Here is a 12,550-nt window from a genome sequence, read left to right as displayed (position 1 = left end):
TTGCCACGTCTCTCACCCTCTCTCGAAACGGCTCTCGAAAAGGCTCTCACGCTCGCGTCCGAACGCGATCATGAGTACGCCACGCTTGAGCACCTCCTTCTGGCGCTCACCGAAGATGAGCATGCCCGTGAAGTCATGGGGGCCTGCAAGGTGGATATCGAGGCCCTGCGCGGAGACCTGGCCCGCTATATCGACGAGGAGCTTTCCAGCCTTATCGTTGATGACAGCGAAGGCCGGGTGCAGCCGACCGCTGCCTTCCAGCGCGTTGTCCAGCGCGCCATCCTGCATGTCGAAAGCTCGGGCCGCGAAGAAGTGACGGGCGCCAACGTGCTCGTCTCGATCTTCTCCGAGCGCGAAAGCCACGCCGCCTATTTCCTGCAGGAGCAGGACATGACGCGGTATGACGCGGTCAATTTTATCTCTCACGGCGTCGCCAAGCAGCCGGGCATGTCGCGCCCGTCTACCCCGCGCGGCGCAGAAGCCTCAGAGGAAGAACCGGTGAAGCAGGGCCATGAGGCACTCGACACCTATTGCGTCAATCTCAACGCCAAGGCGCGGGCCGGCAAGATCGACCCGCTGATCGGGCGCGATGCAGAGGTCAACCGCTGCATCGAGGTGCTGTGCCGCCGCAACAAGAACAACCCGATCCTCGTCGGCGACCCCGGCGTCGGCAAGACGGCAATTGCCGAAGGCCTCGCCAAGCGCATCGTTGACGGCGAAGCGCCTGAAATCCTCGACGACGCCATCATCTGGTCGCTCGACATGGGCGCCCTGCTGGCTGGCACGCGCTATCGCGGTGACTTCGAGGAACGCCTGAAATCGGTGATGAAGGAACTCGAGCAGCAGGAAAAAGCCATCCTGTTCATCGACGAGATCCACACAATCATCGGGGCAGGTGCCACTTCGGGTGGCGCAATGGACGCCTCGAACCTCCTGAAGCCTGCGCTCCAGTCCGGCGGCCTGCGCTGCATGGGCTCGACCACTTTCAAGGAATACAAGCAGCACTTTGAGAAGGACCGTGCGCTTTCCCGCCGCTTCCGCAAGATCGATGTGGTCGAGCCGACTGTTCCGGACGCGATCAAGATCCTCACGGGTCTGAAATCAAAGTTCGAGGATTTCCACGGTCTGAAATACACCAACGACGCCATCAAGGCGGCCGTCGAGCTGTCGGACCGCTACATCACCGACCGCAAGCTGCCCGACAAGGCGATTGATGTCGTGGACGAGGCAGGCGCTGCCCAATGGCTGCTCCCCGCTTCCAAGCGCAAGAAAACCGTCGGCATCCGCGACATCGAAGCGGTCGTCGCCAAGATCGCGCGCATTCCGCCCAAGCAGGTCACGTCTGATGATGCGGCCGCGCTGAAATCGCTCGACGCCGACCTCAAACGTGTCGTGTTCGGTCAGGACGAAGCCATCGAAGCCCTCTCGGCCTCGATCAAGCTCGCCCGCGCCGGCCTGCGCGAGCCCAATAAGCCCATCGGCTCCTACCTGTTCACCGGCCCGACCGGTGTCGGCAAGACCGAAGTTGCCAAGCAGCTCGCCTCCATCATGGGCGTCGAGATGCTGCGCTTCGACATGTCCGAATACATGGAGCGCCATACCGTCAGCCGTCTGATCGGCGCGCCTCCGGGCTATGTCGGTTATGATGAAGGCGGCCTGCTCACGGACGGCGTGGATCAGCACCCGCATTGCGTCCTCCTGCTCGACGAGATCGAGAAGGCCCACCCGGACCTCTTCAACATCCTCCTGCAGGTGATGGACAACGGCGCGCTGACCGATGCCAACGGCCGCAAGGTCGACTTCCGCAATGTCATCGTCATCATGACGACGAATGCGGGCGCGTCCGACGCGGCGAAAAACTCCATCGGCTTTGGCCGGGGCAAGAAGGACGAAGAGCAGGAAGAGGCGCTCAAGCGCATGTTCACGCCCGAGTTCCGCAACCGCCTCGACGCCATCGTCACCTTCGGTGGCCTCACGCCGCAGATCATCGACCGTGTCGTCGAGAAGTTCATCCTGCAGCTGGAAGTTCAGCTGGAAGACCGCAACGTCTCCATCGAAGTGTCGAAACCGGCGCGCGAATGGCTGGCCAAGCGCGGCTTTGATGCTGAAATGGGCGCGCGGCCCCTGTCCCGAACGATCCAGGAATTCGTCAAGAAGCCGATGGCGGAAGAGCTCCTCTTCGGCCAGCTGCAGAAGGGCGGCGTCGTCAAGATCGACCTCCACAAGAATGGCGAGGAACTTACCTTCAAATACCTCGCCGAACCCCCGAAGAAGAAGAAACCCACCAAGGACGCTACCGAAGAACCGGCAACCTGATCTTCTTACCGGCTTGAACATCATCAAGGGCCGTCCCATCCGGGGCGGCCCTTTTGCTTTCCCCAACGCAACCCCTCCCCAAGCCGCGCAAACCCGCTAACCTGCCGGCAAAAGAACCCCGGGAGGAAATCAGATGGCCGCCAGCGTGCAGGGAAAGTGTGACCCCAAATTCGCAAAAGTCCGTGAGGCGTTCGAGCGCAACTTTGCCGCGCGCGGCGAAGTCGGCGCCTCTGTCTGCCTGTCGGTGGACGGCGAGGTTGCCGTCGATCTCTGGGGCGGCATGGCCAATCCGGAGACGAATGATCCCTGGCAGGAAGACACGATTTCCATCGTCTTCTCCTGCACCAAGGCCGCCGTCGCCACCTGTGCGCATATTCTTATCGACCGGGGTGAGCTGAACCCCTCCGCGCTCGTCAGCGAATACTGGCCGGAGTTCGCCAAGGCCGGGAAAGAAAAGACCACCGTCCAGATGATGCTCAATCATGAGAGCGCGCTGCCGACGGTGCGCGACGCGGTGAGGCCCGGCGGCTTTGGCGACTGGGATTACATGATCAAGCGGATGGAGGACGAAGAAGCCTTCTGGGAGCCGGGCACGCGCAACGGCTATCACATGGTCAACTTCGGCTGGACGGTGGGCGAGCTGGTCCGCCGGGTTTCGGGCAAATCGCTCGGCACATTCTTCCGGGAGGAAGTGGCCGAAAAAACCGGCGCGAAATTCTGGATCGGCCTTCCCGAAAGCGAGCAGGTGCACATCGCGCCCATCCGCATGTATCAGCCTCTGCCCACAGATCAGCCTACGGAGTTCACGATCGCGCTGATGACGGACCCCAATTCCATCCAGCACAAATCCTTTCTCAATACCGGTGGCTGGGACTGGAATGACCGCAAATGCCAGGCTGCCGAGGTCGGCGGCGGCGGCGGCCTCTCGAACGCGCGCGGGCAGGTCAAGTGGTATACCGAGCTTGCCACCAACAGCGGCAAGCTCGTCTCGGCTGACCGTCTCGCTGCCATGGGGCGTGTCACCACCGCGACCCAGCGTGACGCGACGCTGCTGATCCCCTCGCGCTTTGCTTCGGGCTATATGAAATCGATGGACAATCGTGGCCTCGGCCTTGGGCCGGGCACCAGCGCCATCCTGGGCGAGGCAGCCTTCGGCCATGTCGGCGCGGGCGGCTCCATCGGTTTTGCCGACCCCGAAGCGCGCATGGCGTTTTCCTACACCATGAACCAGATGGGCGGCGGCCTCCTGCTCAACGAGCGTGGCCAGAGCCTGATTGATGCGGCCTACACATCGCTGGGCTATCGCACCAATGCGCCGGGATCGTGGGTGCGTTAGAAATGGCTTGAGCGGCAGCCTGCCGGACGCCAGGGCCCGCCCGGTGCGTCCGCCCATGCCCTCCTATCCCCGCGCCGCCGCCCGGGTAATGTTGCAGGGGTAGTGCGAGGTGATGCTCTGCGTCGATACACGCGGGCAGACCAGCCATATCCAACCGCGTTGTTCGCATCCGGAGTTTTGCGCCAGCGCCACAGCGGCGTTGGAAGCGGTGCGCTTCATGCCGGCGCGGCGCGATGGCAGGATCATTCCGCGGCACAAGATCGTCTATCCGCTGGAGTTGTGTATCGACGGTATGCCGGAGCTCATTCATGATCTGACGAGCCTCAGGGAATGTGTCGATCCCGGCATTTCCTGAGAGGTCACGGCACGTCCGGCGACTCCCGGTCTGTCGGTATAAGGATCATCACGACGGTTGCGGCCACGGCGGCCAGCGCGACGATCAGCACAAGCGGCGCGGTGAGGGACTGGGACACGCCCGCCGTAACCAGCGCAGAGCCCCAGGCAAAGCCCACGGCCACGCGCTTGACTGCCGGTCGCACAGTGCGGCGTTCCTCGAAGCGGCGGGCTTCTTTCAGGGGGACGCTCAGGATGGGAATGCTTTCGAGCCACCGGGTCATTCGGTCTGAAGAGCGCGAGAACGCCCACAGCGCGACGATCAGGAACACGGTGGCAGGCATGCCGGGCAGGATGGCGCCGAGAATGGCGAGCCCGGTGGCGGCAAGGCCGATCAGGATGAAAACCGGCCGGGTCATGTTGGGGCTGTCCCGCGGCGCATGCGGGCCCAACGGTTCATCGCGGGAAGGTTACTGGCAGGCGCTCGGCCAGCCAGCCCTCAGGGCCTTCCATGCCGCCAACGACGTTGAAAACACGGGTGAAGCCGACAGACCGCGCCTGGGCTGCGGACTGGCCCGATCGCTGGCCGGAGCGGCAGATGAAGGCGACCGGTGCTTCAAAGCTTCCGGCATGCTGCATGACCTGTTTCAGAAAATCCTGGTCCTGAAGGGTGGCGCGTCCGGCCCCTTCGGGCACGCCGCTCTGGCGCCATTCCTCAGATGTGCGCACATCAATCAGGGTGATCTCTCCGGCGCGAAGCTTGTCATATGCCTCGCGCGCGGTCAGCCGTTGAACGGGCGGTGCGGCGCGGCCATCGCCCTTCAGGGAAAACATCGAGGCGAGGATGGACTGGATGTTCATCCGGCTCCGCCAACGGTCAGGGAGCCGACCTTCAGCGTTGGCTGGCCGACACCGACTGGAACGGACTGCCCGGCCTTGCCGCATACGCCTACGCCGTCGTCCATGGCAAAATCATTGCCGATCATGGTCACGTCGTGCAACACGGTGGGCCCATGGCCGATCAGGGTGGCGTTCTTAACGGGGGCAACCACCTTGCCGTTCTCGACGAGGTAAGCCTCCGTACACTGAAAGACAAAGTTGCCTGACGTGATGTCCACCTGTCCGCCGCCGAAATCCACCGCCCACAGACCGCGTTTGATCGAGGCGACGATCTCCTTGGGGTCCTTGTCTCCGCCGAGCATCACCGTGTTGGTCATCCGCGGCATGGTCTGGGACTCGTAGCTTTCACGCCGGCCATTGCCGGTGGGCGCCATGCCCATCAGGCGGGCATTCATCCGGTCCTGCATGTAGCCTTTCAGGATGCCGTCCTCGATCAGCACGGTGCGCTGGGTCGGCGTGCCTTCGTCATCGAAGGAGAGCGAGCCGCGACGGGCTTCGATCGAGCCGTCATCAATCACAGTGACGCCTTTGGCGGCAACCTGCTGGCCGATCTGGCCGGAATAGACGCTGGTGCCCTTGCGGTTGAAGTCGCCCTCCAGGCCATGGCCGACCGCTTCGTGCAAAAGCACGGCGGGCCAGCCGGGGCCGAGCACGACTTCCATCTCTCCGGCGGGGGCAGGGATGGATTTGAGGTTTACCGACGCCTTCTCGATCGCGCGGCGCACCATCGCCTTCCAGCGGTCCGGGGCGATCCATTCGTCATAGGCGGCGCGGCCGCCGGCGCCGGAGCCGGCCGATTCGCGTCGGCCGTTTTCTTCCAGCGTGACCGACACGTTGAGCCGCACCAGCGGGCGTACTTCATGGAAGTGCGCGCCGTCCGGGCGCAGGATGTCGATTTCCTTGTGGCTGCCAGACAGCGAGACCGACACTTGTACGACGCGCGGATCGCTCACGCGGGCAAAGGCGTCGATTTCGGCCAGAAGGTTCGTCTTGTCGGTAAAAGCAGGCGCCAGCGTCGGGTCGATGGGGGCGTAAAGGCGCCGGTTGGTCGGCTGCGGGCCGGTCGCCAGCGAGCCGGAATGGCCGCGCTTGGCCTGCGCGGCGGTGTCGCCCGCGCGGCGGATGGCGTCGAGGGTCAGCTGCGAGGCATAGCCCGAGCCCTGCGCCTCGCCCGCCACAACCCGCAGGCCAAATCCCTGATCGGTGTCATAGGCGGCCGATTTCAGCCGGCCATCGTCGAAAACGAAGCTCTCCGAGCGTGATCGCTCAACATAGAGATCGCCGTCATCAGCGCCGCGGGTGGCCTCGGCCAGGATGGCGGAAGCGGCTGTCAGGTCAAAGGGCAGGAGAGATTGGGTCATGTCCCCAAGATGCGGGCGAACCTGTCCGGGTACAAGCCTCAGCCTGCGGGTTCATCTGACAGCGGTGGGGGCCAATCGTCACATTTGGCCCCCTGAATTTCAGTTCGTATTCACCGTGAAGCGGGCGAGCTGGTCGTCCGTCGGGGTGTAGTCGGGGTTGAGTTCCTTGGACTTCAAGAAGTCGTAATAGGCCCCTTCCACATCGCCCGTACGCTCGCGGGCCAGGGCGCGGTTGTAATAGGCGGCGTAAAGGTCGATCGAGTCGAGCTCGATAGCCCGGTCCAGCGACACGAGGGCGGAGTTGTAGTCCTGCTTGAGGATGAAGGCGGCGCCTTCGTTCAGCCAGGTCGGTCCGGAATCGGGGGAAATGCGCTTGGAAGCGCTGTAATCGCTCAGGGCCGTGTCGAGCTTGCCCTGCCGCATGCGCAGGACGCCGCGATTGGTGAAGGTGGCCGCGCGGTTGCTGAGATTGAGCGCTTCATGCTCGAGCGCCTTGGTGCACAGGGCTTCGGCAGCCGCCTCGGACATCAACCGGTATTTCGCCGCTTGGTAACAATCCTTGGCCAGGCCGCCACCGATGACGGTGACCTGGGCCGCAGCGGTGGGGGCCAGGGCGGCCAGAACTGCCGCAAATACAACTGTACGGATCATGTTTTCCTCCCGTATCCGGTGGTCGAAGGAGTATAGCACACCCCCTCTGGCCCGGCGATGCGCTGCGACAATTTTGAGCGCGGAAAACGCTGGGGTTCCCGGCGCGGCTGGTATAGTTAGAGGCCAAATTGAGACGAATTGGGGTTGAATCCGTGCGACACATCCTTGCCGCCTTCTCCGCTGCCTTGCTGGCCGGACCTGCCTTCGCGGCCGAGCCCGTAGACGGCGCGATCAACATGCAGCCCGCGGCAACGCGAATCGCCGAGCGTGTACATGACTTCCACAACGTGCTGCTCGTGATCATCACGGCGATCACGCTGCTGGTGCTGGCACTGCTCATCTGGGTCGTGGTGCGTTACAACACCAAGGCCAACAAGGTGTCCCGCAAGTTTAGCCACAACACGACGGTCGAGATCGTGTGGACGGTTGTCCCGGCGCTCATCCTGGTCGGTATTGCAGGCCTGTCCTTCCCCAACCTCTATTACCAGAACGTCTCGCCCAACCTTGGCCAGATCGTTGCCACCTCCAAGCAGCTGCTGGCCGAGGGAAAGTCGGCCGAGCACCAGGCCTTCACCAGGGATTATTTCCCCGACGCGGCCGAGGCTGGCTTTGTCAACGTCAAGATCCAGGGCAACCAGTGGAACTGGACCTACACCTATGCCGACATCGTCGATGAGGCAGGCCTTCCGGTGGAGTTCGTTTCCAACGGCCTCCACAAGGGCCGCAGTTCTGACCCGACCGATGGCCTGCGGCTCCTGAGCACCGACTATCCGATGGTTGTGCCCGCTGACCGCTATGTCCGCTTCTATACCGCCGCTGCGGACGTGATCCATTCCTGGGCTGTTCCGGCGTTTGCCATCAAGGTCGATGCCATTCCTGGCCGCCTCAACGAAGGCTGGTTCCTCGTGAAGGAGCCGGGCGTGTATTATGGCCAGTGTTCCGAGCTTTGCGGCGTTGACCATGCCTACATGCCCATCGAAGTGCGCGTTGTTCCGCAGGCGCAATTCGATGCCTGGGCAGAGCTGATGAAGGCGGGTGACTTCGACGCCGCAGCTGCGTCGGTCCGCCAGATTGCCACGGCTGACGCCGGCACTAATTTTGCTTCCAACTAAGTTCCGAGAGAAAGAGCCTTTCCCATGCCTATGGACGAAGTCGCCCTCGATCACGGCCATCACAGCCACGATCACAAACCTGGCTTTTTTTCCCGCTGGTTCTTCTCAACGAACCATAAGGATATCGGCACGCTTTACCTGATCTTCGCGCTCATCGCGGGCATCATCGGGTATACGCTGTCGGGCCTCATCCGCTGGGAACTCGCAGAGCCCGGTATCGGTCCGATGCTTTGGATCCAGACCACCTTCTTCGGCCTTGAAGGCGACGCAGCCGTCGCGGCGGCCAAGCATTTCTACAATGTCGTGATCACCTATCACGGCCTCGTCATGATCTTCTTCATGGTGATGCCCGCGCTGATCGGCGGCTTCGGCAACTGGTTTGTGCCGCTGATGATCGGCGCGCCGGACATGGCCTTCCCGCGGATGAACAACATCTCCTTCTGGCTTACCGTGGCGGCCTTCATCCTCGCCATCCTGTCGATGTTGGTTCCGGGCGGCCCGGCAGGCAATGGCTTCGGTGGCGGCTGGACGCTCTATCCGCCGCTGTCGGGTTCGACCGGCCACCCCGGCCCGTCGATGGATCTTCTGATCCTGTCGCTGCACACCGCCGGTATCGCGTCCATCCTTGGCGCCATCAACTTCATCGTCACCATCCTGAACATGCGCGCACCGGGCATGACGCTGCACAAGATGCCGCTCTTTGCCTGGAGCATGCTGATCACCGCGGTCCTGCTGCTGCTGGCCCTGCCGGTGCTCGCAGGCGCGCTGACCATGCTGCTCACCGACCGCAACTTCGGCTCGCAATTCTTCGTGCCGGCCGGCGGCGGCGACCCGGTGATGTTCCAGCACCTCTTCTGGTTCTTCGGTCACCCCGAAGTGTACATCATGATCCTGCCGGCCTTCGGCATCATCAGCCACATCGTGTCGACCTTCTCGAAAAAGCCGATCTTCGGCTATCTCGGCATGGCCTACGCCATGGTGTCGATCGGCGTCATCGGCTTCGTCGTGTGGGCTCACCACATGTACACGGTCGGCATGAACGTTGACCTCAAGGCCTACTTCGTGGCCGCAACAATGGTCATCGCGGTGCCCACCGGGATCAAGATCTTCTCCTGGATCGCAACGATGTGGGGCGGCTCGATCGAGTTCAAACTGCCGATGCTCTGGGCCATTGGCTTCATCTTCCTGTTCACCGTTGGCGGTGTGACGGGCGTGGTGCTGGCGAACGCCGGTGTCGACCATGCCCTGCACGACACCTACTATGTGGTCGCTCACTTCCACTATGTGCTGTCGCTGGGCGCTGTGTTCGGGCTGTTTGCTGGCTGGTACTACTGGTTCGAGAAGATGTTCGGCATCAAGTATAACAGCTTCCTCGGCGGCCTGCACTTCTGGCTGATGTTCATCGGCTCGAACGTCCTGTTCTTCCCGCAGCACTTCCTGGGTCTGCAGGGCATGCCGCGCCGCTATATCGACTATGCCGATGGCTTCTCGACCTGGCATTACTGGTCGTCGATCGGCTATGTGATCACCCTGGTTGCCACGCTGATCTTCTTCATCTCGCTGGCCGTTGCCTTCATCCAGCGCCGCAAGGCGACCGAGAGCGGCAACCCCTGGGGCGAGGGCGCCACGACGCTGGAATGGACCCTGCCGTCGCCGCCGCCATTCCACCAGTTCAACGAACTGCCGGTGGTCAACACCAAGGGCGGCCACTAGGCACTGGCCAGGCCCGCCGCACCGGGCTGGAGAATTAAACCAACCGGGGCGGCCCTCGCGCAAAAGCGTGTGGGCCGCTTCGTTTAGACGGCCGGAGAGAGGCCTCAAAGATGACTGAGCTGACAGCACCCCCTGAAGCGTCCCGCGACGGCGACTGACTATGTGAACCTGATGAAGCCCCGCATCATGATGCTGGTGGTGTTTACAGCTGTCGCAGGTCTGGCCGCCGCCAGCGGAATCACGGGCGTGATGATGCATCCGGCCATGGCGGCGATTGCCGTGCTGGCCGTTGCGCTCGGCTCAGGCGCGGCAGGCGCCATCAATATGTGGTATGATGCCGACATCGACGCCATCATGAGCCGCACGTCCACGCGGCCGATTCCGTCGGGCGCCGTGCCGAAAGACGAAGCCCTCACGATGGGGCTCATCATGTCGGGCGTCTCGGTGATGCTGATGTGGCTGGCGTCCAACTGGCTCGCGGCCGCGCTGCTCGCCTTCTCGATCTTCTATTACGGCGTCATCTATACGATGTGGCTGAAGCGGGCGACCCCGCAGAATATCGTCATCGGCGGCGGGGCCGGGGCGTTCCCGCCGGTCATCGGCTGGGCCGCCGTCACCGGCAACACACCCCTTGATGCCTGGATACTCTTCGCCATCATCTTCTTCTGGACGCCCCCGCATTTCTGGGCGCTGTCGCTGCTGGCCCACAAGGAATACGCCAAGGTGTCCGTGCCGATGCTGCCCGTGACGCACGGCGCCAGGGCGACGCGGCTGCAGATCCTCATCTATACGCTGGTACTGATCCCGGTCTCGCTCAGCCCGCTGGCCACCGGCCTTGGCGGCTGGATCTATGGCGTGACGGCGGGCGCGCTCGGACTTGTCTTCCTCGCCTGCGCGCTGGGGATCCTGCGCTCTAAGGCGGGGGACGAGGGCGCGCCGGGGGCTGACATGAAGCTCGCCCGCAATACATTCCTTTTCTCGATCCTCTACCTCTTCGCGCTGTTTGGCGCGGTGCTGGCAGAGCATGCTGCCGGGCTGCACTTCCCGGTCTTTGGAGCCTGATATGGAAGACCCCACGCTGAAGCCGGACGTCCGCGCGACTACACCGGAAGAACTGGCTGCCCGCAAGAAGCGCAATCTCTGGCTCGGCCTTGCGCTGGCCGGATTTGTCCTGCTGGTGATGATTACCACGATCGTGCGGCTGACAACCGGCACAGGCATTTCGGGGAGGATGTAATGGGACTTTCAAACACAAAGATCGGGATGATCGCCGGGGGCTTTGCCGCGGGCATGCTGACCCTCGCCTTTGCGGCCGAGCCGCTCTATTCGGCCTTCTGCGAGGTCACCGGCTTTGGCGGCACCACGCGGGTGGCAACCGAAGGCCCGAAGGAAATGTTGGAGCAGACCGTTGAGGTCCGCTTCGATGCAAATGTCGCCGACAGCCCGCTTCAGTTCCGCCCGATGCAGGTCTCGCAGACCGTCCAGATCGGTCAGCATGGCCTCGCCTTCTATGAGGTGACCAACCCCACGGCATCGGAAATCCGCGTCATCGCAAGCTATAACGTGACCCCCCACATGGCGGGGCCTTATTTCAACAAGCTGGAATGCTTCTGCTTTTCCGAGCGGGTGATTGCGGCGGGCGAAACGCGCAAGCTGCCGGTGGTCTATTTCATCTCGCCCAACATGATCGAAGACCGGGTGGCGAAGAATATGGAAACCATCACGCTCAGCTATACCTTCTTTGACAGCGGCACTTACTATGGGCCCAGAACGGAAGTGTCGGGGCCTGTGCCAACTGCGGCCCCTGCGGCCGGGGGTGCGGCAAATCCGGCCACGCCGGGCTGAAACAGTTGCGAAAAGCCTCGCGCTGGCGATAAACAGCGCCAGAGAAATACATGCGATTCCGGAGGGGATTGAATAATGGCCGGCAGCGACGTCAAACACGATTATCATCTGGTGAACCCCTCGCCTTGGCCGCTCCTTGGCTCGCTGGCGGTCACCGTTCTCGCAATCGGCAGTGTGACCTACATGAAAGGCCTCTTTGGCCTGGCTGAAGGCACCTGGTGGCTGATGGCGATCGGCTTTGCCATGGTCTTCTGGGTCATGTTCGGCTGGTGGGCGACCGTCATCAAGGAAGGCCGCACCGGCGATCACACCCCTGTGGTGGAAATCGGCCTGCGCTATGGCATGATCCTGTTCATCGCCTCTGAAGTGATGTTCTTCGTGGCCTGGTTCTGGTCGTTCTTTGAATTTTCCATCTTCTGGGACGCCCGCGTCGGCGCAACCTGGGATTCGGCAAACGCCCTGTTCGCCGATGGGCTCAACCGCTTTGCGCAGTGGCCGCCGGCAGAAGTGACCACGTTTGATCCCTTCCACCTGCCGCTGATGAACACCCTTGTCCTGCTGCTCTCGGGCACCACGGTGACCTGGGCCCACCATGCCCTCGCCCATGGCGACATGAACGGCGCCAAGCTTGGCCTCTGGCTCACGATCCTGCTCGGCCTCGGCTTCACGGCGCTTCAGGTTCTCGAATACAGCCATGCCGGCTTCACCTTTGACGGCACCCTTTATGGCTCGGCCTTCTACATGGCCACCGGCTTCCACGGTGCCCACGTCGTCATCGGCACGATCTTCCTGATCGTCTGCCTGATCCGCATGTATGCCGGTAACCTCACCCCCAAGAAACATCTCGGCTTCGAGTTTGCCGCCTGGTACTGGCACTTCGTGGACGTCGTGTGGCTCTTCCTCTTTGCCTTCGTCTATGTTGTGCCACATCTGGTGCACGGCGGGGGCCACTAAGCCGGCTGCCGCCTCCCCGGGCGGCCCAC

The 12,550-nt window shown here is 62.7% G+C and carries 12 protein-coding genes and 1 pseudogene; 9 read left to right on the top strand and 4 right to left on the bottom strand.

What is annotated here, in order from left to right:
* From clpA to KG722_RS00120, 3 genes are all read left to right on the top strand, one after another.
* Window positions 1–2,316 (top strand): ATP-dependent Clp protease ATP-binding subunit ClpA, encoded by a 2,316-nt coding sequence (clpA, locus tag KG722_RS00130; protein WP_213268383.1) that lies wholly within the window; start codon window positions 1–3, stop codon window positions 2,314–2,316.
* Between the two features lie 133 nt (window positions 2,317–2,449).
* Window positions 2,450–3,652, top strand: a complete 1,203-nt coding sequence (locus KG722_RS00125) for a serine hydrolase domain-containing protein (RefSeq protein ID WP_213268382.1) — start codon at window positions 2,450–2,452, stop codon at window positions 3,650–3,652.
* A gap of 109 nt (window positions 3,653–3,761) precedes the next feature.
* On the top strand, window positions 3,762–4,007 hold the full coding sequence (locus KG722_RS00120; protein WP_213268381.1) for a hypothetical protein: 246 nt from the start codon (window positions 3,762–3,764) through the stop codon (window positions 4,005–4,007).
* A 4-nt stretch (window positions 4,008–4,011) separates the two neighbouring features.
* Here the strand turns inward: KG722_RS00120 and KG722_RS00115 are convergent, their stop codons facing one another.
* The 4 genes from KG722_RS00115 to KG722_RS00100 all read right to left on the bottom strand — a co-directional run bounded on the left by KG722_RS00115 (window position 4,012) and on the right by KG722_RS00100 (window position 6,897).
* Window positions 4,012–4,404, bottom strand: a complete 393-nt coding sequence (locus KG722_RS00115; RefSeq protein WP_213268380.1) for a YbaN family protein — start codon at window positions 4,402–4,404, stop codon at window positions 4,012–4,014.
* Window positions 4,405–4,441: 37 nt separating this feature from the next.
* Window positions 4,442–4,846 carry a rhodanese-like domain-containing protein gene (locus tag KG722_RS00110; protein WP_213268379.1) on the bottom strand — a complete coding sequence of 135 codons (405 nt, stop codon included), beginning with the start codon at window positions 4,844–4,846 and terminating at the stop codon, window positions 4,442–4,444.
* Entirely contained in the window at window positions 4,843–6,246 is a 1,404-nt protein-coding gene (gene tldD, locus KG722_RS00105; RefSeq protein WP_213268378.1) for a metalloprotease TldD, read from the bottom strand. Before tldD ends, KG722_RS00110 begins: the two co-directional genes overlap by 4 nt.
* Window positions 6,247–6,345: 99 nt before the next feature.
* Entirely contained in the window at window positions 6,346–6,897 is a 552-nt protein-coding gene (locus tag KG722_RS00100; RefSeq protein ID WP_213268377.1) for a tetratricopeptide repeat protein, read from the bottom strand.
* 152 nt (window positions 6,898–7,049) lie between these two features.
* Between KG722_RS00100 and coxB the strand changes: the two genes are divergently transcribed.
* The 6 genes and pseudogenes from coxB to KG722_RS00070 all read left to right on the top strand — a co-directional run bounded on the left by coxB (window position 7,050) and on the right by KG722_RS00070 (window position 12,521).
* Window positions 7,050–8,009 (top strand): cytochrome c oxidase subunit II, encoded by a 960-nt coding sequence (gene coxB, locus KG722_RS00095; protein WP_213268376.1) that lies wholly within the window; start codon window positions 7,050–7,052, stop codon window positions 8,007–8,009.
* Between the two features lie 30 nt (window positions 8,010–8,039).
* Window positions 8,040–9,722 carry a cytochrome c oxidase subunit I gene (ctaD, locus tag KG722_RS00090; RefSeq protein WP_366909849.1) on the top strand — a complete coding sequence of 561 codons (1,683 nt, stop codon included), beginning with the start codon at window positions 8,040–8,042 and terminating at the stop codon, window positions 9,720–9,722.
* 110 nt (window positions 9,723–9,832) lie between these two features.
* Window positions 9,833–10,784, top strand: a pseudogene (gene cyoE / locus KG722_RS00085) (heme o synthase).
* Between the two features lies 1 nt (window position 10,785).
* A complete protein-coding gene (locus KG722_RS00080; RefSeq protein WP_213268374.1) occupies window positions 10,786–10,959 on the top strand; it encodes a hypothetical protein in 174 nt (57 codons plus the stop codon).
* Window positions 10,959–11,567, top strand: a complete 609-nt coding sequence (locus KG722_RS00075; RefSeq protein ID WP_213268373.1) for a cytochrome c oxidase assembly protein — start codon at window positions 10,959–10,961, stop codon at window positions 11,565–11,567. The genes KG722_RS00080 and KG722_RS00075 overlap by 1 nt, the downstream gene beginning before the upstream one ends.
* 75 nt (window positions 11,568–11,642) lie before the next feature.
* Complete coding sequence (locus KG722_RS00070) at window positions 11,643–12,521, top strand: cytochrome c oxidase subunit 3 (RefSeq protein WP_213268372.1); 879 nt, start codon at window positions 11,643–11,645, stop codon at window positions 12,519–12,521.
* Window positions 12,522–12,550 lie beyond the last annotated feature (29 nt).

The organism is Hyphomonas sp. (genome assembly GCF_018402285.1).
Lineage (GTDB): Bacteria > Pseudomonadota > Alphaproteobacteria > Caulobacterales > Hyphomonadaceae > Hyphomonas.
The sequence above is the reverse complement of the archived record's forward strand: the minus strand, read 5'-3'. Positions and strand labels throughout refer to the sequence as shown.

Bases quoted from the DNA above. Each gene is read 5' to 3' on its own strand.
- KG722_RS00125 (WP_213268382.1), top strand. From the start codon at position 2,450: ATGGCCGCCAGCGTGCAGGGAAAGTGTGACCCCAAATTCGCAAAAGTC.
- KG722_RS00115 (WP_213268380.1), bottom strand. From the start codon at position 4,404: ATGACCCGGCCGGTTTTCATCCTGATCGGCCTTGCCGCCACCGGGCTC.
- KG722_RS00110 (WP_213268379.1), bottom strand. From the start codon at position 4,846: ATGAACATCCAGTCCATCCTCGCCTCGATGTTTTCCCTGAAGGGCGAT.
- tldD (WP_213268378.1), bottom strand. From the start codon at position 6,246: ATGACCCAATCTCTCCTGCCCTTTGACCTGACAGCCGCTTCCGCCATC.
- KG722_RS00100 (WP_213268377.1), bottom strand. From the start codon at position 6,897: ATGATCCGTACAGTTGTATTTGCGGCAGTTCTGGCCGCCCTGGCCCCC.
- ctaD (WP_366909849.1), top strand. From the start codon at position 8,040: ATGGACGAAGTCGCCCTCGATCACGGCCATCACAGCCACGATCACAAA.
- KG722_RS00080 (WP_213268374.1), top strand. From the start codon at position 10,786: ATGGAAGACCCCACGCTGAAGCCGGACGTCCGCGCGACTACACCGGAA.
- KG722_RS00075 (WP_213268373.1), top strand. From the start codon at position 10,959: ATGGGACTTTCAAACACAAAGATCGGGATGATCGCCGGGGGCTTTGCC.
- KG722_RS00070 (WP_213268372.1), top strand. From the start codon at position 11,643: ATGGCCGGCAGCGACGTCAAACACGATTATCATCTGGTGAACCCCTCG.